The sequence below is a fragment of the Fibrella aestuarina BUZ 2 genome, assembly GCF_000331105.1.
GTDB classification, from domain to species: Bacteria; Bacteroidota; Bacteroidia; order Cytophagales; family Spirosomataceae; genus Fibrella; species Fibrella aestuarina.
Map to the genome: position 1 here is coordinate 6406979 of NC_020054.1, position 24559 is coordinate 6431537.

General features: G+C 55.0%; 19 protein-coding genes and 1 tRNA gene. 4 read left to right on the forward strand and 16 right to left on the reverse strand.

Annotated features, from left to right (window positions below):
* Positions 1–61: 61 nt before the first annotated feature.
* From FAES_RS26565 to FAES_RS26580, 4 genes are all read right to left on the reverse strand, one after another.
* Complete coding sequence (locus FAES_RS26565) at positions 62–646, reverse strand: DUF308 domain-containing protein (protein ID WP_015334295.1); 585 nt, start codon at positions 644–646, stop codon at positions 62–64.
* A 296-nt stretch (positions 647–942) separates the two neighbouring features.
* Positions 943–1506 carry a DUF308 domain-containing protein gene (locus tag FAES_RS26570; RefSeq protein WP_015334296.1) on the reverse strand — a complete coding sequence of 188 codons (564 nt, stop codon included), beginning with the start codon at positions 1504–1506 and terminating at the stop codon, positions 943–945.
* A gap of 154 nt (positions 1507–1660) precedes the next feature.
* On the reverse strand, positions 1661–2854 hold the full coding sequence (locus FAES_RS26575) for a PepSY-associated TM helix domain-containing protein (RefSeq protein WP_015334297.1): 1194 nt from the start codon (positions 2852–2854) through the stop codon (positions 1661–1663).
* A 41-nt stretch (positions 2855–2895) separates the two neighbouring features.
* Positions 2896–5325 carry a TonB-dependent receptor gene (locus FAES_RS26580; protein WP_015334298.1) on the reverse strand — a complete coding sequence of 810 codons (2430 nt, stop codon included), beginning with the start codon at positions 5323–5325 and terminating at the stop codon, positions 2896–2898.
* Positions 5326–6447: 1122 nt separating this feature from the next.
* Between FAES_RS26580 and FAES_RS26585 the strand changes: the two genes are divergently transcribed.
* Entirely contained in the window at positions 6448–7491 is a 1044-nt protein-coding gene (locus FAES_RS26585) for an NAD(P)-dependent alcohol dehydrogenase (protein WP_015334301.1), read from the forward strand.
* A 925-nt stretch (positions 7492–8416) separates the two neighbouring features.
* Here the strand turns inward: FAES_RS26585 and FAES_RS26590 are convergent.
* The 6 genes from FAES_RS26590 to FAES_RS26615 all read right to left on the reverse strand — a co-directional run bounded on the left by FAES_RS26590 (position 8417) and on the right by FAES_RS26615 (position 14004).
* Positions 8417–8492: transfer RNA gene (locus FAES_RS26590), tRNA-Gly, on the reverse strand.
* Between the two features lie 77 nt (positions 8493–8569).
* Positions 8570–9229 carry a response regulator transcription factor gene (locus tag FAES_RS26595; protein WP_015334302.1) on the reverse strand — a complete coding sequence of 220 codons (660 nt, stop codon included), beginning with the start codon at positions 9227–9229 and terminating at the stop codon, positions 8570–8572.
* Positions 9230–9367: 138 nt separating this feature from the next.
* Complete coding sequence (locus FAES_RS26600; protein ID WP_148289459.1) at positions 9368–10174, reverse strand: sensor histidine kinase; 807 nt, start codon at positions 10172–10174, stop codon at positions 9368–9370.
* A gap of 12 nt (positions 10175–10186) precedes the next feature.
* Positions 10187–10837: a hypothetical protein gene (locus FAES_RS26605; RefSeq protein ID WP_015334304.1), complete on the reverse strand. Its 651-nt coding sequence runs from the start codon at positions 10835–10837 to the stop codon at positions 10187–10189.
* Between the two features lie 37 nt (positions 10838–10874).
* Entirely contained in the window at positions 10875–11237 is a 363-nt protein-coding gene (locus FAES_RS26610) for a hypothetical protein (RefSeq protein ID WP_015334305.1), read from the reverse strand.
* Between the two features lie 487 nt (positions 11238–11724).
* Complete coding sequence (locus tag FAES_RS26615; RefSeq protein ID WP_015334307.1) at positions 11725–14004, reverse strand: T9SS type A sorting domain-containing protein; 2280 nt, start codon at positions 14002–14004, stop codon at positions 11725–11727.
* Between the two features lie 368 nt (positions 14005–14372).
* Here FAES_RS26615 and FAES_RS26620 point away from each other — a divergent pair, with 368 nt between their 5' ends.
* Complete coding sequence (locus tag FAES_RS26620; protein ID WP_015334308.1) at positions 14373–15389, forward strand: zinc metalloprotease; 1017 nt, start codon at positions 14373–14375, stop codon at positions 15387–15389.
* Between the two features lie 76 nt (positions 15390–15465).
* On the opposite strand, the gene FAES_RS29355 is transcribed toward FAES_RS26620, so the two are convergent.
* The 6 genes from FAES_RS29355 to FAES_RS26650 form a co-directional block, all read right to left on the reverse strand.
* On the reverse strand, positions 15466–15999 hold the full coding sequence (locus FAES_RS29355; protein ID WP_015334309.1) for a DUF4123 domain-containing protein: 534 nt from the start codon (positions 15997–15999) through the stop codon (positions 15466–15468).
* Between the two features lie 31 nt (positions 16000–16030).
* Positions 16031–16612 (reverse strand): hypothetical protein, encoded by a 582-nt coding sequence (locus FAES_RS26630; RefSeq protein ID WP_148289460.1) that lies wholly within the window; start codon positions 16610–16612, stop codon positions 16031–16033.
* Between the two features lie 20 nt (positions 16613–16632).
* A complete protein-coding gene (locus FAES_RS26635; protein WP_015334311.1) occupies positions 16633–17712 on the reverse strand; it encodes a hypothetical protein in 1080 nt (359 codons plus the stop codon).
* The gene (locus FAES_RS26640) at positions 17709–18074 is read right to left on the reverse strand and encodes a hypothetical protein (protein ID WP_015334312.1); all 366 of its coding nucleotides are present in this window, start codon (positions 18072–18074) and stop codon (positions 17709–17711) included. Before FAES_RS26640 ends, FAES_RS26635 begins: the two co-directional genes overlap by 4 nt.
* Positions 18075–18088: 14 nt before the next feature.
* Positions 18089–18529: a PAAR domain-containing contractile injection system baseplate protein gene (locus FAES_RS26645; protein WP_015334313.1), complete on the reverse strand. Its 441-nt coding sequence runs from the start codon at positions 18527–18529 to the stop codon at positions 18089–18091.
* 107 nt (positions 18530–18636) lie between these two features.
* Entirely contained in the window at positions 18637–19998 is a 1362-nt protein-coding gene (locus tag FAES_RS26650; RefSeq protein WP_015334314.1) for a DUF58 domain-containing protein, read from the reverse strand.
* A gap of 183 nt (positions 19999–20181) precedes the next feature.
* Between FAES_RS26650 and uvrB the strand changes: the two genes are divergently transcribed.
* A complete protein-coding gene (gene uvrB, locus FAES_RS26655) occupies positions 20182–22203 on the forward strand; it encodes an excinuclease ABC subunit UvrB (RefSeq protein WP_015334315.1) in 2022 nt (673 codons plus the stop codon).
* A gap of 280 nt (positions 22204–22483) precedes the next feature.
* Positions 22484–24418, forward strand: coding sequence for a 1-deoxy-D-xylulose-5-phosphate synthase (gene dxs, locus FAES_RS26660; RefSeq protein WP_015334316.1), 1935 nt, complete (start codon positions 22484–22486; stop codon positions 24416–24418).
* Positions 24419–24559 lie beyond the last annotated feature (141 nt).

Below are 24559 nucleotides of genomic sequence, written 5' to 3' on the forward strand. Positions count from 1 at the left end.
GGGCTGGTTCTGAGTTTAAAAGCTCAGAACCAGCCCCCGCGCTGTTAGTTAAGGTTTGTGTTTATTTCAACCGGTTTTCAGCAATCGTCACGGTTTTTTCGTCATTAAGCCGAGTTCGCAGAATGACCAGAATACCGAGTCCGATCGGGAAGAAGCCCATGATGCCAAGCGACTGGACAAAGCCGATGGGGCGCATCAGTATATCAAAGGCCAGATAACCCGCCAGCAGTACACTGGCAAAATGAGTTAGCTTATTGACGAGGTTGTAAAGTGAAGCGCCGCCCTCCATCAAGGCTGCATACATAGAGCGCACAGCCTGTAGAAAAGCGTAGACTAACGCCCAAAAACCCAGCATGTCCACAAAGTTTTTTAACCCCTGGGTTGCCGTTATCAGAAACACGATACCGAAAATTGTGTCATTCAGGCCGTGTAGAATAATCCAGAAGTTATTGGGGTCGACCCGGCTGTTGATACGGGCGTATGCAGAGCCAGTCAAACCAGCCAGGATAGTGATTATACCAATCGTCCGGCCGATAGCTGGCGTGAACGTATTCGCGTAGACAAATAGGCCTACTCCCAGTAGGATATAGCCAATCCCTCGGGCTATCAGCAACCATCGTTGCTGCATTTGCTGTTGATTGTTCATAACACCTATATGGTAACTAGTACGTAAGTTTTAACGCAACAAAAAGCCGTTTTGTTTAACTAAAATCCTATTCTCTTCAACAAACCAGCCTATTACCAAACGTACTAAGCTACTTACCCGATGGGGCCGACAACCAGACTACTCATTAATTGTCAGCAAATAACTACCTACAAATCAGCTATTTATTCCACAGAAAAAGCCAACGAACACGTTTATAAATGAACAAGCCCCGTATTCGGTTTGCATTCGTAGCGATGCAAACCGAATACGGGGCTCCGTTTTTCAATCGGTGAGCACTACCGCGGTGCTGATATTGGTTTTTCCTCGGTCAGTCGAACCTGGATAATGAGCAGAATACCCAGCCCGATCGGGAAGAAACCCATAATGCCCAACGAGTCGATCAGACCGATAGGGCGCATCAGGGTATTGAAGGCCAGATAGCCAGCCACCACTACGCTCAGGAAATGCAGCAGCTTATTCGCCAACGACGAGCCACCTTCCATCAGGGCAGCATACATAGCCCGGACGGCCTGCAAAAAGGCGTAGATCAACGCCCAGAAACCCAGCATATCCACAAAATTCTTTAGTCCGCTGCTGGCAGTGATCAGAAAGACCACCCCAAAGATCAGGTCGTTCAGGCTGTGCAGAACCACCCAGAAGTTGTTGCCGTCGACCCGGCTGTTGGCTCGTGCATAGGCCGAGCCAGCCAGACCCGCTGCTAACGTAACTGCGCCCAGGATACGCCCTGTACCCGGCGTGAAGGTGTTGGCATAGATAAACATGCCGACCCCCATCAGGATGTAACAGACCCCGCGGGCCGTCAGTAGCCAGCGGTGCTGAATGTGCTGTTGGTTGTTCATAACGTTGTGTTGCTTACGTACCCACTACAACGTACCCAGCAGAGCTTTGTTCGGCATTTTAGAGCCTACACATCACCCCCAACAGACCTCTTTCCGGCTTATACTCAGCCAGATAGACTTATCCCATTAAGTTAGTCGACTACATAAGCTCCCCTCAGGGGTTAGGTAGCTGGCTGGTTCGCAACCGGGGCCGGGCATGGTGGCGGATGGGCTTGTGATGCCGGATCGCTTTTTTGGTCTTTTTACGACGGCCCCACCAGATCAGAAAGCCTGTGACGGGGAGGCTGGCGACCATCAGGCTCGCCAAAAAGGCAATGAGTTTACCCGGTAGTCCCAATATGGCTCCCACGTGGACGTCGTAGTTGAGCCGGGCAATTTTCTGAGCCACCGACACCGTCTCATCGAAACGCCCATACTGGTGATTGACCGACAATTCCTTTAGCGTATACTGATCGTAGTAGCGATGGTCGCCCTGCCAGTAGGTAGCGGCATCAGGGTTGGTACTGATCGCAATGGAGGCCGTTGGCGCTTCGGGAAAATGCACCTCGACGGTTTCGGCAGTTGGGTTGCTGACCATCGTTTGCTGCCACAACCGGTCGATAGCGGGCAGGTTAACGCTAGGCAGGCGGGCAGGTACCGTCGAGGTGGGCTCGTAGTAAGCCGGCAGGGCCTCGCCACCCGACGTCGCCCAGTACACCGATTTGGCAAACCACTGGAAGCCCCACACCAGCCCGGTCAACGCCAGCAGCATGGCAATACCCATCACATAGAAGCCAAACACATTGTGGAGGTCGTAGTTGCGTCGCCGCCAGGGGGCCGTCCATTTAACCGTGAACCGCTGTTTGCGCGCCGCCCGGTTTTTGGGCCACCACAGCACCAGCCCCGAGATAAGCAGCACCACAAAAATCAGGGTTGCTGAGGCCACAATGGGCTGCCCGATGGTGGGCGGCAACCAGAGGTAATAATGCCCCTGCAACACCTGATAGAAGAAATCGTGGCTCATGTCCTGCACGTGCAGTACCTTACCCGTATACGGGTGAATGTAGGCCAGGTAATAGTAGGTTGGCTCGTAGTGGTAAAACGCCAAGATCGCTGCCCGGCCGCCGGTGCGGTACGTAACGCTGTGCAGGTTTTTGCCCGGCAACAGTTGCGCCCCAATCGCCTCGAAGCGCGACGGTGGTAGCAGTGGCCGCGTCTCCGCCAGTACGTAGCGGTAGGCTTGGGTCAGGTCTTCGATCTCCGTTTTGAAGGCATACAGGCAGCCCGTGACGGCAACGATGAATACGATCAGCCCCGAGGCTAACCCAAGCCATAGATGAAGTTTACCAACTGCTTTCCTGAACGTCATACCCTTGAGCAACTAAACAGACTACAAACCAACCCTCTTCCTTAAAACTTGTAGGTCACACTCCCCACGAAGCTGCGCAGCTTTTGGGGGTTCATGGTGGTGTAACCAATCCAATAACGCTCGTTGGTGAAGTTATCGGCTTTCACAGCCACCCGGAATTTGCGCTGCTCATAAAAGGCCGACGCGTTCAGGACCGTGTAGGCGGGCAGAATAAATACTCCCTGGCTGATGCTGTTCTGAATCTTGTTGTCGCTGGCGTAGTTCCCACCAACCCCAACGCCGAGGCCACGCAACACGCTGCTCTGAATCCGGTAGCTCAGCCACAGATTGGCCAGCACGGGCGATGAGGCCGTGGCCGGGCGGCGACCGTTCACATCAGCGTCGGCGTTGGTCAGCTTCGAGTCGTTATACGAGAAGCCCGCTGCCAGGTTGAAACCCGCAAAGGGATTGGCGACGACGTCGACTTCAACACCCCGGCTCAGTTGAGTGCCGTCTTGGGTCTGGGCGAATCGGGCGGCCGCCAGTGGGTTCGGGTCGGTGCGCAGCAGGTTTTTCACCTGGATATCGTAGTAGCTGATGGTAGCACTCAGGCGACCGCTGTAGGCGTTGAGCTTTACCCCCGCCTCAAACTGGTTGGCCTGCTCGAGTTTGGCAAACCGTTGCGCCAGGCTATCCGGGGCCGTCACGTCGTAGGCGTTGTAGATGCCCTGGTTGTTGAAGCTGTTCTGGTAGTTGGCAAACAGCGACACCTTGTCTTGTACCGCCTGGTAAACCAAGCCAAATTTGGGGGAGAAAGCCGTTTGCTGATAGCCAGGTACGTCGGAGCCAACCTTTCCGCCTTTGTTGTTGAAGTTATCGACACGCAACGCGGCCAGCACGCTCAGCCGGTCGGTCAGGTTCAGCACGTCCGACACGAAGGCGCTGTATGTGTTGCGGATGCCCGTGATGGGGTACGTGAAATCGGGCGCCTTGCTGGCGTAGAGCGCCGCCAGCGCTGCCCCGTTGAACTGGCTGAAATCGGTATTACCCGACAGCGGAATGGTGTCGAACACGCTGCCGAAAAACAACTGATTCGAATTGACGTGTAGGTAATCGAGGCCCAGCACGATCCGGTTGCGCAGGCTGCCCAGCTGGAAATCGCCGTTGATCAGCTGCTGCACTTCAAACACATCGTTGGTGCTGTTGCGCGTCGATTGGTCGGCCCGGACCAGGTTGTTGGTGCCCAGCGCGCCGCCCGACGGCAGCAGGTAGAAGTAGGGGCCAAAGCCATTCGAGAAACTGTGGCTGCTACTGAGGTTGGTCGATGACGTAAACGAGGGCGAGATCCGGTAGTTCACCTGCCCAAACAGGTTGGTGCTGCGCGTTTGCTGCGTCAGCCCCTTGCCCATGTAGGAGTTCCGGTAGTCGATGTTCAGTTCGTCGGCGCGGGTAGCCCCGAGCGTGGAGGCCGGTACGTAGAAGAACAACAGTTGCTTGCCGATACCCTCGCCCCGGAACAGCTCCGCATCGAGCAGAATCGACAACCGGTCGTTGGGTTTGTACAACAGGCTGGGGGCCAGCGCAAACCGGCGGCTAAAGCCCTGCGTCTGGAACGTCCCTTCGTGGGTAAACGCCGTATTAACACGCAGCATCAGGTTCCGGCTCTGGTTGAGGGGTGTGTTCACATCAACGCTGGCCCGCTGAAGATCGTAGCTACCCGCCGAGAGGGACACTTCGCCGCCGAAGGTTTCGTAGGGCTTCTTGGTCACCCGGTTGATGAGCCCGCCGTAGGAGGTCAGCGCGCTGCCAAACAGCGTGGCCGATGGGCCTTTAATCGTTTCCAGCTTCTCCAGATTGACGGCGTCGATGTCGCTCGTGACGTTGCCTGCCAGTCCGTTACGTAGCTGACTTTGTACGATAAAGCCACGCGTATTGTAGAAGCTGCCGCCATCGCCCGCGCGGCCGGTCGCTTCCCACATCTTCTGAATACCCGGGGCATTACGCAGGGCATCATCGACCGAGAAAACGAGCTGTTCGGCCAGCAGCTCTTTGCCGACGCTGTTGTATACCTGTGGATTTTCCAGATTCTTCAGCGGCATCTTCGACACGTAGTCGCTCGACGGGCGGGCAAACCGGTTGATACGCCCAGCGCTGACGGTCACCTCCTGAAGCTGAGCCGTGTTTTCGGCCAGCACAAAATCGAGCGTTGCACTTTCGCCCGCATTTAGGGTCAGCTCCTTTTCCGCCGTAGTCAGGCCCACCGCCGATACCTGCACGGTATACGTACCTGGCTTCACCCGGTTGATGGTGTAATTGCCTTTGTCGGTAGTGACGGCCCCCTGCCCTTTTCCTTTCAAACTTACCGTTACCGCTTCGGCCGGATTGCCATCAGAGGTGGTTACGGTACCACGAATACTAGCGGCTTGCTGAGCCTGTGCCACGAACGGCAATAGCCCGATAGCCAGTATATAAGCCTTTATAAATGGTCGCATACAGTTGCTTTGGTAATGAATCTGGTTGCAAAGCAAGGCAAGGCGAGCGACAAAACGAAATTGTTTTTAATTAATCTAAATAATACCTGTTCAATACAAACTCATTCCGGGTATCATCCTACTTTTCCGAAAACTGCGTAGCCTGATGGCTTATAGCCAAGAAAAGCCAGCTAGGCGGTAGCTGGCTTTGCGGAGTGTGGCACACGAGCCGCCGAAACGTTAGCCCTTCTGGCTGTACGCCAGACCGAGTGACAACGTACCTGAAAGGTCGGCAAACCAAACAGCGCTACGTCGACTGAGCTTTCTCGTCGTGCAGCACAATCTGGGTAAATGTGTGATTGCACCAGCAGCAGCGATACCGTCGGGCAGTCAGGAAAAAGAGCAATAGTCTGGTCATCGGATTACGCTTAATCCGTTCGAGCGTATGATCTGCCCCGCAATTTGGGCAACGGCATTGAGTTGAGAAATTTAAGAGAGCCATGAGGTTGCAACAAACACGTTTACTGGTGAGGTACTGGCAAGCGGACGGATTTGCCGTATGTCGACTAACCTGCCCAATCGCTTACTTTTCTATTTGAAAAATTCAATTTAATAGGGCAATTATTATTGCTAACTCATTGATAATTAGCCAATTTGAAAGGTAGTCAAAACAAATAAAGCTGATGCGTTTCGCCCCCGTTTTAATGGGTATGTTACTGAGCGGCTACTACTTTTTACTCAGTTACTTACAGCCGAGTCAGCGTAGTTAAACCGTGTTTGAATTACCTGTGCTGACAACGTACCTGGCTCAGCAGCCTAGTTTTCTCTTGAAACGTTACTGAAATAGGTCGCAGGAAAGCCACACCGGGCTGTAGGCAGACCATACTAAACCGTAGCCTATCAGCTGGAAACCCTCCAGCGCACTAGGTTATTGGACCTGACTTCATCAGCCAATCAACTCATTATCAGCGCATAATTGATCAAAAAGTCACACTGACCCAAGAATGACTGATTAAAAACATCAGACGGGATTAGGCTGTTGAGTCAACGTACCCAGCCTACCCGCCAGCAGCCGTCTGTCAGTTTAGGCCGCACAGGTACGTTGGGCTTCTGTACCTTACTTCATTTCTAAAAAACCGCATTATGATCGCCGCTAAAGGATACGCCGCGCAAACCAAAGACACCCCACTCGCCCCCTGGACCTTCGACCGCCGGACGGTTGGTCCTCATGACGTTCAATTTGATATTACCTACTGCGGCGTTTGCCATTCTGACCTGCATCAGATCAAAGACGAATGGGGCGGCGGCATCTTCCCGATGGTGCCGGGGCACGAGATCGTTGGCCGGGTCATCGCAGTGGGCGATCAGGTCAGTAAGTTCAAGATGGGCGATCTGGCCGGTACGGGCTGCATGGTCGACTCGTGCCGCACCTGCGAGAATTGCCAGCATGGGTTGGAACAGTATTGTATCAACGGCAACACGCTCACCTACAACAGCCTGGAGCAGGATCGGAAAACGCCTACCTATGGCGGGTATTCAAATACCATTGTCGTGCACGAAGATTTTGTGCTGCACATGCCCGAGCAGCTCGATCTGGCGGCAGCCGCGCCGCTGTTGTGCGCGGGCATCACGACCTACTCGCCCCTGCGGCATTGGAAAGTGGGCAAAGGGCATAAACTGGCCGTAGTGGGGCTAGGCGGCCTGGGCCATATGGGCGTGAAATTCGGGGTTGCGTTTGGCGCCGAGGTGACCGTGTTGAGTACGTCGCCAAAAAAAGAAGAAGACGCCCGGAAATTAGGCGCCCATAAGTTTGTGGTGACCAGCGACCCCGAGCAGTTGGCCGCCGTAACGGGCTATTTCGACTTTATTCTGGATACAGTTTCGGCCGGACACGACTACAATCAATATTTGGCCATGCTGAAGACCGACGGGGTACACATTTGTGTGGGGGCGCCACCGACGCCAGCAGCCATTCTGGCTTTCAGCCTGATTCCTGGCCGCAAATCGCTGGCGGGTTCGACCATCGGTGGCATTGCCGAAACCCAGGAGATGCTGGATTTCTGCGCCGAGCACGACATCGTTTCCGACATCGAGCTGATCGATATCAAAGACATTCAACCGGCCTATGATCGGATGCTGAAAGGCGACGTTCGGTATCGGTTCGTGATCGATATGGCAACATTGTAACAACCAGCCAACCTGGATAAGATTGGCAATGGCATTTTTCCACAGACAAAAGCCCTGTCCAATTGGTATCCAATACGCCGATTTAAACGACTAGCAGGGTCGTAGAATTAATTTTTCTTTCATTCACAACATCTGCACATATATTGGCATACAAAAATGAGCAGATTACCGTCTTTCTTCGCTAATTGCTGGCTGAAAGACGCCATTGATCGTTTAAAACATACCAAAGACGCTGTCTTTCCATCGCCTGGCAGCTCCCGGCGGGTGCAGCGTACGGTAGGTTGCTTAACGGATAAATAGACAGCTTTACCCGATGATAAACATCGGGTAAAGCTGACCAGAAATAAAACAGGTCCATGCAAACACATGGACCTGGTAACCTTCTTTAGTTGGATAAAGCGTAATGTGAAAAGCTTCAGCCGCATCGAGTTGAAGCTTTTTTGTTGACACCCTCGATAGTAATGCACGCAAATATGATACCTGCGCTAACAACGCCAACGTTTACTCTGCCAAATTATCGATTAGATAATCTATTTGTAGTTAGTCAATTTAACTAGATTAACCTAATTGTCATTCGGTCAGCGGCTATAAACGAATGGGGCTACCGTATGATACGGTAGCCCCAAGTACGTTTGATAGTTGGATAAAGCAAAGAAAATGTATAAAATCACTTAAAATGCTGCCTGCTGAATCGCTAGAAGCCTGTCTGCATTTATACATATGACTAGTCTTCTAACTAGAGTAGCCACTCTATTGTTGAAAAAAGGCAATAAACTTTTTATTAACGTATACTAACAAATTAGTAACCATTCTATCACTTAATGCTTTTTGCGCGACAGGTAGGCTTTGCAAGCAATGTGGCCAGCAGCTAGCGCGATCGCCAACAAAAAAGCCAGTTAGATTGATCTAACTGGCTAGTTGTGACTGGAGCGGGAAATGGGTCTCGAACCCACGGCCTGCAGCTTGGGAAGCTGCCGCTCTACCAACTGAGCTACTCCCGCTTGTGAGGTACAAATATACAGTCTCGCCCTACTCCTGCAAGTACCGTTGACAAAAATTACGGATGGGCTGTTACCAGCTAGGATAAGCCCAACCGGATGGCTTCCATCACCAGCCCGACACGCGTTTTTACCTGTAACTTCTCAAACACCGCCTCCCGGTAGCCGTCTACTGTACGCGGGCTCACGCACATCTTATCCGCAATTTCCACGTAGGTCAACTCGCTACAGGCCAGTTTTACGAAGTGCCGCTCGCGGTCATTGAGCCGGGTTGCTAGGCTGGGTTTTGCCTCAACGGGCGGCACCAACGCGGTTGGCCGGCTAATCTGCCCCAGCAAATGCCCGGTCAGAAAGGCCGATGAATACAGGCCCTTATCCCGCACATCGTCGAGTGCCTGTCGGAGTTCGTGCGGGTGGCAACCTTTCAGCAGATAGCCGCGAGTGCCATGCTGCATCATCTGTACGACCGTCTGTTCGTCGTCGAGCATGGAAAGGGCCAGCACACGCACCGCCGGGTAGCGTTCGCGCAGCATTATAGCGGTGTCGAGGCCATTCATGACCGGCATGTTTACGTCGAGCAGCACCAGGTCGGGCACGGCCTGCCCGTCCAGTTTCCGAAACAGATCCTGCCCGTTTTCAGCACAGAATAAGATGGTGTAGTCATCGAGCCGATTGATCAGATCGGCCAGTGCCTGCGCCAGTAACCGATGGTCGTCGACAACCGCAACGGTGGTTTTCATAAATCAACATAAGATAATGTCAGACAACAAGTTAAGTAAATAATTTTGCAGCCGTCAATACCGGCTTGGCAGTAGATTGCGCCTGATTAGTTAGTGGACGGTGGGCAACTGGCTCCGCGCCAGTGACAGCAGACCGGATCAGCTGATATGAGGAATGGTCAGCACAACCTGCGTTCCCTCGCCGGGAGCCGTGTGCCATACGCAACGTCCGCCCAACAGCTGCGCCCGCCGACGCAGGTTACGCAGCCCCTGCCCGCCTTTATCGAGTGGGCGGGCGCTTACCTCGGACATCGAAAAGCCGGGCCCATCGTCGGCTATGATCAGCTGAAGCGCATCGGGTTGGTAATCGAGCGTCAGCCGGATGGGTGCGTAGGGCGCGTGCTTAAGGGCGTTATTGAGGGCCTCCTGCACCATACGCAGCAGCACGATTTCACGGTCTCCCGACAGCGCGTAGGCATCGCCCAACACCCGGAGCTGGGTACGTGTTGAACCCGCCGCCCGGTCAATCCGCTCAAGTTCCAGCCGGATGCACTCCGGCAAGCCAAAACGAGCGACGGTGTCAGTACTGAGCGATTTCGACAAATTCCTGACGTCGGCCACCACGGTGGCGGTGTGGGTGAGCAGTTCCGACACTTTACCCTGCACCGGTAAGTGGGCGGTTTCATCTTCGAGCAGGTTCAGGTGCAGCCAGATCACCGACAACATTTGCCCAATGTGGTCGTGCAGTTCGTCGGCAATGTGCTGGAGCGTCTGGTTCTGGGTTTCGAGCTGAGCCGTCAGGATTTCGCGCTGATGGGCTTCGTGCAGGTGCGTTAGTTCGGCCTGGTGCTCCACGTACCGGCGCTTATAGATAAAGAGCAATACGGTAATAAAGGCACCCAGTAGCAGCAGCAGCAACGTACCTACGATAATCAGCAACACGACATCCGATAATCCGTACTCCATACGCATAACTGATTATACCCCCCGCTGAACGTACCGTCGATTTACGTACCAAGCCACGATAAACAGCACCGCCTGTAGCCCGTTCAGCAATTCCTGAATCCAATATACCGACAACGCATGTTGTGTAGAACGCTGAATGAGGTAGTTCATCAGCCCCTGCACGAATAAATTGCCCAACGCCGTGTAGAGAATAGCCGTACTGACCCAGAACATGGGGTCTTTTTCGAGCCCGGCCACTTTTATTTCGGTGAAGAGTTGCCGGATGTATTGCAGCGCCCAGACGCACAGCAGGCAGTTGTAGAGGGTAAGGGCGTAGGAGTTATAGTGCGTCCACGGCTGAATAGTGAGCGAGAACGCCAGCGCAACCACTGTAAACAACCCCGCCGACCAGACCGCCGCCCGCCGCCAGAACACCCCCACTAACGCCCGGCTGAACATCAGGGAAAAAGCTACGTATTGCCCAATCGTGAGTAGGTGAAACACGTACAGGTTGTTGGGCTGCTTGAGCACCCGCCAGGCAATCACGGCCGTCAGGTTGCCAACGAAGGTGACCCCGATACCAATGGCCAGCCATCGTAAGGGGGGCGTCAGTACGCTGTAATGACTGCCATACAATAGCGTACTAATGCACAATACAGACAGATAAAGAATGGTGTCGATCATGTCAAAACGGGCAGGCAGTCGGTGCCTCAGCGGTTGGTTAACCTACCGTATAATAGCGGTCCGATGAGCTATCCGGGCAGGGTGGTCGACTGCAGCAGCACATAACCGCTACGGCATCGCTCCCGTCGAGGGCACGCCCATCGGTGGTACTGGGCGCCAGGAAAAAGAAATGGTTACCGGCTTCGTCGAGGGCGTTATAGAGTTTGACGTAGCTGGACCCTGCGGCCTCGGTGAGGGTTATAATTTCCTGTAACCGACGAATGCTAATGGATTCAACCTGCGTAAACTGAGGCCGCACGGCTTCCCAGTCGGCAGGTGATTTCAGCGAGTCGCCCAACCGGGCGACGGCCTCCCGGAGTTGTTCCGGGCTTAAATCGTTAAGATTGACAGATGTGGACATACTATTGAGGCTTGTGGTGACTACAGGCGGCAAACTAAGCTCGGCTGTAACCGGTGAACAGGGGAAAATCACCCTATTTACCGGTTTTTTTCCCCGTCAGAATAGGGCATAATGACCCGTTCGTTCTGGTTTCAGTGGCTGTATGTTTGATTAAAAATTCAGAAGGCGATTCACTCTGTGCCTTACGGTGAGTTTTCCGCCTAGTCCACACCATCCACTTTCTCGGTTGCGGGCCAGTAATCGCTGGCTCGCCCGCAACCGACTGACTGTCCTACAACGTACCTGCGCTCCTTTCAACAACCTACAGGCCGCCCTGGGTACGTTGCTCCCTGTGAGCAGCCTTGGCTGTACCTGATACAAATCCATTGCCCAATCATCGCGTATTCTGCACGATAAACACAAAACGGCTAGTGCGCATCAGGCCGCTACCGCGTACCTGTCTGTTGCGCACCGGCCGTCTTTTAGCTATATGGAGGGTAGGACCTGCCTACTCGACCAGAATACGCCGCACCGTGGTCTTTTCTCCCACCCGTACCCGGAGCAGGTACGTACCGGCGGGCCATTGGCCGAGCGACAGAGTCGTTGTCGGTTGCGTGGTGCGTTGCTGTTGCTTCGTCTGCCCCTGTACATCCAGCACATCAAGCGTAGCCGCCTCCTGAAGCGGCTGGGTAAATTGTACCGTCAGGGCCGAAGTAGCCGGGATTGGGTATACCCGAATCGATTTACTTAGGTCATCAGTAACGAGCGGTTCAGTTGCCAGCAACGGCATCACCGTGATCAGCAGTGGGGAAGGCAGCGCAGGCGCATTGCCACAGCTATTGGTTAAGGCCGTCAGCCGGTAGGCGGTTGTGCGTTGAGGGCGCACCTCGATACTATGCGGGTTGGCGTTGGTGGTTACCTGCTGCGCAGCCCCGACCACGTTGCTACTGTCGCGATAGCTGAACGTCCATGGCCCTTCGCCACCGAACGTAACGTTGAGTTTGACCAGTTCACCCACTTGCGCCGGGTTCGGTGTGGCCGACAGCGTTGCACTGGCAGGCGCCCGCACCGCGATTTGGGTAGGGGTGGCCGTGTTGGTTGTCGACAGGTCGGGGTTGGTCGATACCACGAGCAGTGAATAAGTACCTACGGCTATCGTCCCCGGCAACGTACCGGTCACCTGCCCTACCCCAACCCGCTGTTCGTCCAGATCCGTGTATGTCAGTGCCGTCGTACCTGGCTCAGTCCGGGCGATGCGTAACCGAAACGTGTTCCCTGCGTTGAAACTCCCCGTGGTTTGGAAACTTGCCGTCACTGGGCTACCGGCACAGACCAGGCTGGCCGACAGGGGTAACGTACGAATCGACGGGACTGCCACGGTGATGGTGGCCGTACTGGCAGGTAGGCCCGTACCACAGTTGTTGCTCACCTCGGCTACCTGATAGACCGTCGTCACGGTGGGAGCCACCCGGATCGTCGTGTCTTTCTGGGCGGTCCCCGAAACGCCGTTCGACAGCCTGAACCGGTAGGGTCCGTTGCCCGTAAACGCCAGCGTGAGTGGGGCCGTCTGCCCGAGCGTGATGGTTGTACTGCCCGATAGGGCCAACGTGGGCGGACCCAACACAAACACCCGAATGGCCACGCGCGGACTCACACACCCGTTACTCCCGGTCTGCGTTACGTAATAGATGTCACCATCCGCATTCTTCGTTACCTCGCTGGTTGAAGGAGTCGGAGCCGCCGTAAAGGTCGCCCCCGTGGGGTCGGTCCAGCGGAGGTTTGTGCCAGTGGCCGACAGGGGCTGAGTTGCACTGCCTTTACAGATGTCAAAGCGGGTCTGGCCAACGGCCGGTATCGGCGTAGTCTGGATGGTCACCGTCAGGCGGGCCCTGATGCTTTCGCAATTATTGACTGACTGCGCCACCAGATACGTCTGTACGCCCAGTTGGCCCGTTGGCGGGCTAGGCGCCGTGGTTTCTGAAAGCAGTTTGTCACTAGCATCGTACCAGAACAGATTGGCATTGGCGACCGTGGTGTAGGCAGCCAGAGCCGGAGCGTTGCTATTCTGGCAGTACGTCAGCGTCGGGTTGGGCACTGATGGGGCCTCGGGACGGGGTTTCACTTCGGTTTGAAGGTAGGCCACAGCGTCGTTGTCGGGATTGCAGCCCCGGCTGGCATCCGTTACCACGAAACGCAGGTTGTAGGTCGCTTTTCCAGGCGTTGTTGTCGTGATAGTCGGAGCCGTAAACGTTTTCTGACCCGTAGGCGCGGCGTCGCTGCCCACGTCATATTGCACCCGGTAATTATCGGGCACAGGGCCAGTGATGTCCGATAGCGTAACGGGTTTGTCGTTCTGGCAGAAGGTATACTGGTAGGTATTGGGCGCAATCAGTTGAAGCGGTAGAGCCGGGGCGCCGGGCCGTGTTTTCACCGTCAGGGTGGTTGGGCTTACGGTGCCCAACACGCCGCTGCTCACCACCCGCACGCGATACCCGTTGCCATAGCTGGTACTGGCCGGAATCGTTGCTGTTACCGTATAGGCCGCTCCATTCTGGGTAGCGGCACCCGTGGGTACGTTCACAAAGGCACCATTCCCGTTGGCCAGTTGGACGGTATAAGCGGTGTTGCCCGTAACCGACAAGCCGCTACTGGTAAAAGGCACCTCGATGGCAGTACCCGCACAGATGGCGTTCGTTGCAATGGCCTGGGTCGTGATGAGTTGCGCAAAGGTGAGCGGGCTCGCACTATAGAGAATCAAAAAGAGAAACAGCCGTATATATTTTGTCATAATTACCGAAATGAGTCAACGCAAACGATTCGCCTAAGGCCAATTGGCAACAAGTGACCTACTATGTAGACGCACAAACAAAAGCGGGTCAATACCACTCAGCTAATTTATAAAGACTCATCAGCATAGCCTATCCTCACCCTGTGAACTAGTCGGGGCTATTCCCCTATACTGGCGAAGGGGCCAAGCAACTTAGTAGCCGCTGTAGGCTCAATCAGACGATGGTTATTGAGCACTTAAGCAACCTGAGCAACGACTTTTTATACATACTTTCCCATGAGTAAGTTTTGTCTTATTTTTATGAAGTACCATTTGTTAATATTTAGAATAAAGTATAGGTTTGATTAATTGTTAACCTAATCAAACCAATGAAAAGATTCCTTTTACCCATCGTTTGTTTGGCTGTCGTAGGCGCCGTATCGTCTTGCTTCGACCCCACCATCGATCAGTCAGGTACTTCATCAGCAAGTGATCGACATGCAAAACAGGGCGAAGAAGGCCCGCGGCAGTGCGCCACCATGGACGTGCTGGCGGAAAACATCAAGGAGAATCCAGGCCTTGCTAAAAAACTGGATGATATCGACAAACAAGCCAGCCGTTTCATGAAAGGCAGTTCGCTGGCCGCCGCCGTAGCCTACACGGGCGTAGTGACCATTCCGGTACGGGTGCACGTTATCTACAACACCGCGCAGGAGAACATCAGCGACGCGCAGATTCAGTCGCAGATCACGGTGCTCAATCGGGATTATAGCAAAACCAACAGCGACGTCAGCCTGTTGCCGGGTGTCTTTTCGGGGTTGGCTTCCGACATGCAGATTCAGTTTACGCTGGCGAGCGTCGACCGTAAGCAGTCGAGCAAAACCTCGTGGGGCACTCGCGATGCGATGAAGAGCAGCAAGAAGGGCGGCGTCGACGCCGTTGACCCCACGCGCAGCCTGAATATCTGGGTCTGCAACATCGGTGGCGGCATTCTGGGCTATGCGCAGTTTCCGGGTGGCACCGCAGCAACCGATGGCGTAGTGATTGGGCCGCAATACTTCGGCAGCCGCGCCCTTGTGCCGTCGGGTGGGTATTTTGCCACACCTTACGACAAAGGCCGCACCGCCACGCATGAAGTTGGTCACTGGCTCAACCTGCGGCACATCTGGGGCGATGCCAGCTGCGGCAATGATCAGGTTGCCGACACCCCCACGCAGCAGACGGCCAATTATGGTTGCCCCGCTTTCCCGCACGTAACCTGCGGCAACGGTCCCAACGGCGATCTGTTCATGAACTACATGGACTATACCGACGACGGCTGCATGTACATGTTTACCAACGGCCAAGCCGCCCGCAGCCGCGCCCTGTTCGCCTCGGACGGCGCCCGCCGGACGTTCGTGCAATAGACAGGTACATTACCCTTTATACGCGGAAAGCGCCTTTCACGAGTTGGTGGAAGGCGCTTTCCGCGTGTAAGGACAGCTATACATGGTGCCGCTGGTATCGTTTAACTAAGTATTGCTTCAGGTACGTATGGGCTTCGGCGCGCGGCAGGCGTTGTTGGTTGAGCTGCCCCTGTTCAATAGATAAGTTGAGCGCATAGGCCGGATCTTCGTCTTCAGCGATAAAACAGCGTACCGGTCCGAAAAACGCACGTAGCTGATCGGCGTCGCAGGTGGGCAGGAACAACCGCAAGGCGCGGGGGTCGTAGTAGCGAAAATACAGCGCGGGCCCCTGTTCGGGTCTGACATACAGGAAGCGCTTCAAGTGCTGGTACAACACCGATGGCTCTGCCTCAGTCACCACCACTACCCCCCAGGCCTGCCCCCAGCCTTCGGCCAGTACCCAGTCAACAAAGGCGGGATTTTGCAGGGAAAACAGATAGGGGGCTACGTGGCTTAGGGTTTCTTCAGCACTACCCGCATAAAGACACCGGTACTGATTGTCGCCCACGAGCTCTTTAGCCGTCTCTATGGCCTCACTCATTCGGGCGGCGTCCAATAATACATGAGCCATATGATGTGGGTACGTTCTGGTCAATGACCGGTCAATGTTTTGTTAATTCGTCGGCCGGATAAGCTTCGTTGGGGTTGTCCGCTACGGTCGTAGCCTTAATGGCACGGCCACCCACCTTAACCACATGTGGTTTACCGGTTACCCAACCCTGAAAATCGTCTTTTCCGATAGATTGCCGGGCGCGAGTCTGAAAGGCGATTTCTTCGCCGTATTCCAGATCAATAAAGATCAACGACGTGCTGGTAAAGCTTTTTTTGTCAAGTATCCCGTGCGGTTGGTAGAGTGCCAGGTATTTACCGTCTGGCGACCAGCTTTGCTGATTGCCAGCCTTGGTATCGATCATGTAACCGTCCTCGGGCCGCGCTTCGATGGTAAACGTGTCGTCGGGCAGGTGGATCGTCAGTTTTTTCCAGGCAGCCACCTCGCCCGTTGCCTCCAGCAAAGCTGGTTCGTGGAAGGTTAATTTGATCTTTGAGACAGGATGCGTCATGGTGAAGCTGGGTTTAACGCTTCTTGTAACCACCCGACGCGTGGCCTGACCGTTGGCGGGCGGGTTGATGCCCCCAACCGCCCAGAGCAGCGCCAGAGCAAAAACGAAGCATGGATGTAACATACTGGTAAGGTGGCGTGTGTTCATGAGGGCGGCGTATCAGCGGGCACTACCGGGTTAGGCGCATCGCGAATGCGCTCGTATCGCCCTTTCATGTCTGTACCCCGCCGGGCAGGCCCATAAATAGAATTGATTTCGTCCTGATACGTTTCCCGATTCTCTCCCCAGTCGGCGGGGTTCTTCGACACCTTGGGGTTGTTCTTGTAGAACGTATCAAGGGCCGAACCATAGTCGGTTGACAGATAGGCGGGGCGGTTTACGCTCTGGTCCAGCGCCAGCGCCCGGCCTTTGTCGGAGGTCATATAGTCGGCGATGGGATAATCGTAGCCTTTGGGCTTTGTACCAGTCGCCTTGTCGATCCGTTTTTTAAAGTCGATGATCTGCTGATCTTTAAACTCATCATCTTCACCCGCCTTACGCATAGCATCGAGTGCCTTCTCGACCTCTGCCTTGGTTTCGGCGTCGGTATTCGGATCGCAGTAGCTTTTGATAAAGGCATACAGTTTATCACCACCGATAGTCACCTGCTCGCCTTTACTATTGGTGTAGGTATACTTGGCGCGCGTTTCGGTGGTCGTGATGGTTTTCTTTTTCTTGCCCTTCCCTACCGTCTTGGTCACTTCGACCTCTTCGGTATCCCAGCCCTGATCCTGAAAGACCGTCTTGTACTTGTCGGGCTTGCGGGCTTTGAACGCCACCATCTGATCGGTAAGCTCGCCTTTACCGTCTGGGGCAATCGTTTTTTGCATGGCGCCCATTGTCAGGGCCTGATTATCGTAGGCCTGCACCGCGTTGAAATCACCTTCGTTGGGCGACATCAGCAACATCGTTTTGGCGTCGCCTTCGGTAATCTGCTGACTGTCGATGAGGGAGTGCCACCGCCGATAGCCACTGATAGGCTGTTTGTTCGTTTTGTTGTTATACGCTGGCCCCCGCAGCTTACCATACCGCAGACAGCTCCAGTCACTTTTAGCCGGTTTGGCACAAGGCTGCGTGCTTTTGCTGACTGCATTGGTTTTGGGCACGGCACCGGTAGCCGCTTTCAACTGTGCAGCTCTGGCGGGTGTCAGCGGCCTTGCGGGCGGTTTGGGTTGTGTGTTCATGGCTTGGGTTTGGCGTCGGTCAGGTACGTGTCCAGCTGGTTTCGCAACTGTTCTGTTTTCTCGTCTTCATGTAGACTGCCATCGGTCAAAATCTCGATCGCCCATTCGCTATTCAGCGGAAAATCGGGGCCATATACCAGCCTAAAATCAGTAAAAATAGTCAGGTTAGCGTCGGTAGTGAGCCCGTAGCGGCGAGCCGCATCGAGACTTTGCCGGATTGACGTGCTGTGCGGATCAGTAGCCAACTGCTGGGCATAGTCATCGGGTAGGTGCATGGCCACATGCTGGCGGATGCGCTCAATCAGTCGCTCCTGAAAATGAGCGTCGAGGCGTTCGATCTGGTGGGTGCGAATGGTCAGCATGTAAGTAAATCAGCCTAGCAGACTTCACAGAATATGGCTCCGTTGGCGGCGGCCTGTTTGAGAGCCATGGTTTGCCGAGCAGCTCGTTTCCCGGCATCAGACAGCTTGTCCAGCCAGTTTAGATCAGGCAGGCTTACGCCCGGTACGATCACGCCCACATCCCCAATCAGCACAGTCGGGCAGCCACCCACGATAATGCCCCCGTGTAAGGTATTGTCGCCCATACGGGCAGCCGGCTTGCCATTGATATACACCGACATCGACCCGACAATAATCGAGTCAGTTGGCCCTACGCACACACAAGTATCCCCTACCGTTGCCGCAGGCAGGCCACCGATCAGTACGTTAGGTGATCCTTTCAAGATGGGCCCTCCTACGTGAGGCACGGGCGGTGTTCCTGGCGTAACCATCGGACAGGTGTGCATATCGGTTGAACGAGCAGCAGGCTTTCCCATTTCATCGGCGCTTTTACTAGGCTAAGTTATCGAGATAACGTTCACTCACCAGTACCATTTTATAGGTTTTAGTTACTGGAAAGTAATCCGGCCCTACCCTTTTACGCTCAGATCATGCCGCGCGCCTTCAGTTCGAGGTATTTGTTGACGGTGTTGGCCGTCAGGTCTTTGGGGGCCGTCAGGATGCTCTGGATACCGTATTGCTGTAGTTCTTTAACGATCTGGCGCTTTTCGTAGGAAAACTTTTCGGCAATTGTTTTCAGGTACACGTCTTCGGTCGTGTGGGCGGGGGTGTCGAGCAGCGAGCGGAGTTCGGTGTTATCGAAAAAGACCACCAGCAGCAGGTGATCCTTGGCCAGTCGGCGCAGGTAGGGCAGTTGCCGCCGCATCCCGCTGATCGTTTCAAAGTTGGTAAACAGCAGCAGTAGTCCGCGCTGACGTACCTGGGTACGTATGGTGGCGTAGAGTGCCTCGAAGTCAGTTTCGAGATAGCGCGTTTTCTGGCGGTACAGCACCTCCAGAATTTTCAGCATGTGACCCGGTCGGCGTTCGGCGGGCACCACCTGTCCGATCTTGTCGGAAAACGTGATGAGCCCGGCGCGATCCTGCTTGATCAGCGCAATGTTGCTGAGCACCAGCGAGGCGTTGATGGCGTAGTCGAGCAGGGTGAGGCCTTCGAAAGGGGAGCGCATTACACGGCCTTTGTCGATAAGGCAGTAAACGGCTTGCGAGCGTTCGTCGGTATAAGCGTTCACCACCAGATTCGACTGGTTAGGATCGGAGCGGCGGGCGGTGGCTTTCCAGTTGATGGTGCGCAGGTCATCGCCCTGGGTGTAAGGACGTACCTGCTCAAACTCCATGCTGTGCCCGATGCGCCGAATCTTCTTGATACCCAGTTCGGTGAGCCGGTTGCTGGCCGCCAGCAGTTCATATTGGCGCATTTGCAGGTACGACGGATAGACGGGCACCAACCGCCCCTGCTCAAACTGAAACCGACGTTTCAGCAGCCGCATAGGCGTCATCACGTAGACATTGATAGCCCCGAAACTGTACTCACCCCGGCGGGTGGGGCGCAGGTCGTAGCGAAGCGTTCGGACCTCGTTGGGCTTTACCTCGCTCTGAAACAGCACGTCGCGCCGTTGAAACTGAAAGGGAATTTCATCGATAATCTCGACCGATGCGTTAAACGGATACCGACTTTCGAGATACAAAGTGATGGGGTTATCGTCGCCGTTCGACAGCCGTTCGGGCAGGGCGCGCCGGGCGAAAAACACGGGTTGGCTACCGACCTGACTTTGCCGGAACAGCAGCACCGCATCGATCACGACCAGCAGCAGAAACACCCAAAAGGCAATTTCCAACACGGGCAACAATAGCGGCAGCGCGTAGGCCACCACGAAAGCAACCACGAAGCCCAGCAGGATCAGCCAGACACGAATCGAGACAAAAAGGGCGCGGAAGAGGCTCATGCGAGGCAAAATACGGCTTTTGTGCGATCCGGGTACAGCTTCATCGCAGGATTGTCGTACGATTCGCTCAACGTGTAACGACGAATCAGAAACCTTTCAAAACTACCTTGTCATTCGGGCCGTTTATGCGTAACTTGCTGTATTCCGCCGGGCAGCGTATGCCAACTCGGAGCAACAAGACTGATGAACTTTGAATTAACCTCGGAATTTCAACCGACCGGCGATCAGCCCAAGGCCATTGCCGAACTCGTTGACGGCCTCAAAAAGAACGAACCCGCCCAGGTGTTGCTGGGGGTTACGGGCAGCGGGAAAACCTTTTCCATCGCTAACGTCATTCAGCAGGTCAATCGGCCTACGCTGGTACTGAGCCATAATAAAACGCTGGCCGCGCAGCTGTACGGCGAATTCAAGCAGTTTTTCCCCAATAACGCCGTCGAGTACTTCATCTCGTATTACGACTATTACCAGCCCGAGGCCTACATCGCCACGACCAACACCTACATCGAGAAAGACCTGGCGATCAATGAGGAAATTGACAAGCTACGGCTGGCGGCGACGTCGGCACTGATGAGTGGCCGACGCGACGTAATCGTGATTGCGTCGGTGTCGTGCATCTACGGCATGGGCAACCCCGAGGAGTTCCGCAACAACGTGGTGCGTATCGGGGTGGGCGAACGCATGAGCCGAAACCAGTTTCTGCACAAGCTCGTCAGCATCCTATATAGCCGCACCGAGGGTGAGTTTGCCCGGGGCAATTTCCGCGTCAAAGGCGATACCGTCGATCTGTTTGTGGCCTACGCCGATTTTGCGTACCGGGTTATCTTCTTCGGCGATGAAATCGAGACCATTCAACGCATCGATCCGGCTACGGGCAAAAAGCTGTCCGACGAAAAGCTCGTGACGATCTTCCCGGCCAACCTGTTTGTAACGGGTCGTGATACGCTCAACGGTGCGATCACCCAAATTCAGGATGATCTGGTTTCTCAGATTCGGTATTTTGAAAGCGAATTCCGGGAGCAGGAAGCCGAGCGGATCAAGGAGCGCACCGAGTTTGACCTGGAAATGATGCGCGAACTGGGGTACTGCTCGGGCATCGAGAACTACTCCCGCTACTTCGACCGCCGCAAGCCCGGTCAACGCCCGTTCTGCCTGCTCGATTATTTCCCCGACGATTTTCTGATGGTGATCGACGAAAGTCACGTTACCATTCCGCAGATCCGGGCGATGTGGGGCGGCGACCGTTCCCGCAAGGTTGCGCTGGTCGATTACGGCTTCCGGCTGCCCTCGGCGATGGACAACCGCCCATTGACCTTTCAGGAATTTGAAGACCTGTCGGGTCAGACCATCTATGTATCAGCAACGCCGTCGGACTACGAACTGCGGAAGAGCGAAGGCGTGGTGGTCGAGCAGTTGATTCGCCCCACGGGTCTGCTTGATCCCGAGATTGAGGTACGTCCCAGCCTGAATCAGATCGATGATCTGTTGGAAGAAATCGACGTGCGGATCAAGCGGCATGAGCGGGTGCTCATTACGACCCTGACCAAGCGAATGGCCGAAGAACTGACCAAATACCTGGAACGGGTCGGCATCAAGACGCGCTACATTCACTCGGAAGTAAAAACCCTCGACCGCGTCGAGATTTTGCGCGATCTCCGTCTTGGCAATTTCGATGTGTTGGTGGGGGTCAACCTGTTACGCGAAGGTCTCGATCTTCCCGAAGTATCGCTGGTGGCGATCATGGACGCCGACAAAGAAGGCTTCCTGCGCGACATCCGGTCGTTGATCCAGACCATCGGCCGGGCCGCCCGGAACGCCAACGGGAAGGTGCTGATGTATGCCGATACCATCACGGGGTCGATGGCAAAAGCAATCGACGAAACCAACCGCCGCCGGGCCATTCAGATGGAATACAACACCGATCACGGCATTACGCCACAGACGGTGCTGAAATCGCGGGAGGCAATTCTGGGTCAGACTAAAGTGGCCGATTCCAAACCCAAGCACTTCTACGTCGAGCCGGAAGAGATTCGGATTGCGGCCGACCCGGTGGTTCAGTACATGGGCAAAAGCGACCTGGAACAGTTGATCAAGGAGACCCAGTCGCGTATGGAACGAGCCGCTAAAGACCTCGACTTCATCGAAGCCGCCCGCCTGCGCGATGAGCTTTTCCAGCTCCGCGATAAGCTGAAAAAGGAAGCGGTATAACCTAAAAGTGCCCTTTACCAGACAGGTAGCGGTATACAGTAAAAGCTACAGTCGCTAGCTATCTGGTAAAGGGCAAAACTCCTTACACTTGGGTAACAGCCACTTAGGGGGCTAAAACAAAGGAATAATCCTATTATACCCGTGCTGGACCCTACCAATTATCCAAGTTATAGCGTACTTTTGCGCCCTTGCTGTCAGACCTTTACAGGGAATGGGCGTAGAAACAATTCCCCACCCAGGCTTGTTTACCCACCACAGTTAACACTTCACGCGGTTTATCATGCTGATTACCCCCGGCCCTCTGTTGGCAACCGTTCATACCCCCGACCAGTTGCGCCACCTCTCCAAAGAACAGCTGCCTCAGCTTTGCGATGAACTCCGTCAGTTCATCATCGATGTGGTATCGGTCTACGGAGGGCACTTTGGGGCCAGCCTCGGGGTTGTCGAGCTCACCGCCGCGCTTCATTACGTCTTCAACACGCCCGACGACCAGCTCATCTGGGATGTGGGGCATCAGGCCTACGGACATAAAATCCTCACCGGTCGCCGCGATAACTTCCACACCAACCGCTTCTACGGCGGGCTGTCGGGCTTTCCCAAGCGCAAAGAGAGCCCCTACGACGCCTTTGGCGTGGGCCACTCATCGACGTCGATCTCGGCTGCGCTGGGTATGGCCGTGGCGTCACAGCTACAGGGTAACCCTACCCGCAACCACATTGCCGTAATCGGTGACGGGTCAATGACGGCCGGTCTGGCCTTCGAAGGCATGAACCATGCGGGGGCCACCGATGCTAACATGCTCATCGTGCTCAACGACAACTGCATGAGCATTGACCCCAACGTGGGTGCCCTGCGTGAATACCTCACTGACATCACCACCTCGCCCACCTACAACAAGGTCAAAGACGAGGTCTGGAACCTGCTGGGTAAGTTCAGCACCTTCGGCAAGTCGGCTCAGGAGATCGTCTCTAAAGTGGAGAACGCCATTAAGTCGTCGGTGCTCTCCCAAAGCAACCTTTTCGAGTCATTGCATCTGCGTTACTTCGGCCCCATCGACGGCCACGACGTCGACCGGCTGGTGGATGTGCTGGCCGATCTGAAGACCATTCCCGGCCCCAAAATCCTGCACGTACTGACGGTAAAAGGTAAGGGTTACGGCCCGGCCGAGAAGGACCAGACCAAGTGGCACGCCCCCGGCCTCTTTGACAAGCTGACAGGCGAGATCAAGAAGAAGACGTACCTGACGCCGCAGCCGCCCAAATACCAGGATGTCTTCGGCCACACGCTGGTCGAGCTGGCCGAGCAGAATCCACGCATTGTGGGGGTAACTCCGGCTATGCCGTCGGGCTCGTCGATGAACATCATGATGAAGGCCATGCCGGATCGGGCGTTCGACGTAGGTATTGCCGAGCAACACGCGGTGACCTTCTCGGCGGGTATGGCCACGCGGGGTGAAGTGGTGTTCTGCAACATCTACTCCACCTTCATGCAACGGGCCTATGACCAGGTGATCCACGACGTGTGCATCCAGGAACTACCCGTCATTTTCTGTCTGGACCGGGCTGGCTTTGCCGGGGCCGACGGGCCCACCCACCACGGGGCCTATGACCTGGCGTATATGCGGTGCGTGCCCAACATGATTGTGGCCGCCCCCATGAACGAGCAGGAGTTGCGTAACATGATGTACACGGCCGCTTCGGCTACGGTGCAACAGGGCAAGCAGGCGTTTACTATCCGCTATCCCCGGGGCGAAGGGGTGATGCCCAACTGGCGCACTCCCTTGGAAGAACTGCCCATTGGTAAGGCCCGGCTGGTGCAGGATGGCGAGGACGTAGCTATCCTGACCATCGGTCATATCGGCAACTATGCCACGCAGGCGCTGGGTACGTTGGCCAAAGAAGGCATCCGGCCCGCGCACATAGATATGCGGTACGTGAAGCCGCTCGATGAGGCGATGCTGCATCAGGTGTTCCAGCGCTTCGATCGCGTACTGACGGTGGAAGACGGTTGCTTACAGGGCGGTTTTGGATCGGCGGTGCTGGAGTTCATGGTGGATCATGGCTACAGTGCGCGGGTGAAACGCCTGGGCATTCCGGATGCAATCATCGAGCATGGCGAGCAGTTGGAGTTGCAGCGCGAATGCGGGTTTGACCCACAGGGCATTGCCGACGCCGTTCGCCACTTGCTTTACGCCAATCAAAAGGTAAGTGTATAAAACACTATCCTGTTTAAACTGGATCTGGGGAGCGATTTAGCCTGAAAAACGGGCTAAATCGCTCCCCAGACGTTTTATTGTGTGCGCCCGTCTTTTCCTCTTTACAGGGACTTAGTTAGAAATAACGAACTTTTTTCAGGC

What these genes read in the sequence shown, in the direction of transcription:
- FAES_RS26565 (WP_015334295.1), bottom strand. Translation starts at nt 646, where the DNA reads ATGAACAATCAACAGCAAATGCAGCAACGATGGTTGCTGATAGCCCGA.
- FAES_RS26630 (WP_148289460.1), bottom strand. Translation starts at nt 16,612, where the DNA reads ATGTTACATCCATGCTTCGTTTTTGCTCTGGCGCTGCTCTGGGCGGTT.
- FAES_RS26635 (WP_015334311.1), bottom strand. Translation starts at nt 17,712, where the DNA reads ATGAACACACAACCCAAACCGCCCGCAAGGCCGCTGACACCCGCCAGA.
- FAES_RS26575 (WP_015334297.1), bottom strand. Translation starts at nt 2,854, where the DNA reads ATGACGTTCAGGAAAGCAGTTGGTAAACTTCATCTATGGCTTGGGTTA.
- FAES_RS26615 (WP_015334307.1), bottom strand. Translation starts at nt 14,004, where the DNA reads ATGACAAAATATATACGGCTGTTTCTCTTTTTGATTCTCTATAGTGCG.
- FAES_RS26585 (WP_015334301.1), top strand. Translation starts at nt 6,448, where the DNA reads ATGATCGCCGCTAAAGGATACGCCGCGCAAACCAAAGACACCCCACTC.
- uvrB (WP_015334315.1), top strand. Translation starts at nt 20,182, where the DNA reads ATGAACTTTGAATTAACCTCGGAATTTCAACCGACCGGCGATCAGCCC.
- FAES_RS26605 (WP_015334304.1), bottom strand. Translation starts at nt 10,837, where the DNA reads ATGATCGACACCATTCTTTATCTGTCTGTATTGTGCATTAGTACGCTA.
- FAES_RS26570 (WP_015334296.1), bottom strand. Translation starts at nt 1,506, where the DNA reads ATGAACAACCAACAGCACATTCAGCACCGCTGGCTACTGACGGCCCGC.
- FAES_RS26650 (WP_015334314.1), bottom strand. Translation starts at nt 19,998, where the DNA reads ATGAGCCTCTTCCGCGCCCTTTTTGTCTCGATTCGTGTCTGGCTGATC.
- dxs (WP_015334316.1), top strand. Translation starts at nt 22,484, where the DNA reads ATGCTGATTACCCCCGGCCCTCTGTTGGCAACCGTTCATACCCCCGAC.
- FAES_RS26610 (WP_015334305.1), bottom strand. Translation starts at nt 11,237, where the DNA reads ATGTCCACATCTGTCAATCTTAACGATTTAAGCCCGGAACAACTCCGG.
- FAES_RS26645 (WP_015334313.1), bottom strand. Translation starts at nt 18,529, where the DNA reads ATGGGAAAGCCTGCTGCTCGTTCAACCGATATGCACACCTGTCCGATG.
- FAES_RS26600 (WP_148289459.1), bottom strand. Translation starts at nt 10,174, where the DNA reads ATGGAGTACGGATTATCGGATGTCGTGTTGCTGATTATCGTAGGTACG.
- FAES_RS26580 (WP_015334298.1), bottom strand. Translation starts at nt 5,325, where the DNA reads ATGCGACCATTTATAAAGGCTTATATACTGGCTATCGGGCTATTGCCG.
- FAES_RS29355 (WP_015334309.1), bottom strand. Translation starts at nt 15,999, where the DNA reads ATGGCTCATGTATTATTGGACGCCGCCCGAATGAGTGAGGCCATAGAG.
- FAES_RS26640 (WP_015334312.1), bottom strand. Translation starts at nt 18,074, where the DNA reads ATGCTGACCATTCGCACCCACCAGATCGAACGCCTCGACGCTCATTTT.
- FAES_RS26595 (WP_015334302.1), bottom strand. Translation starts at nt 9,229, where the DNA reads ATGAAAACCACCGTTGCGGTTGTCGACGACCATCGGTTACTGGCGCAG.
- FAES_RS26620 (WP_015334308.1), top strand. Translation starts at nt 14,373, where the DNA reads ATGAAAAGATTCCTTTTACCCATCGTTTGTTTGGCTGTCGTAGGCGCC.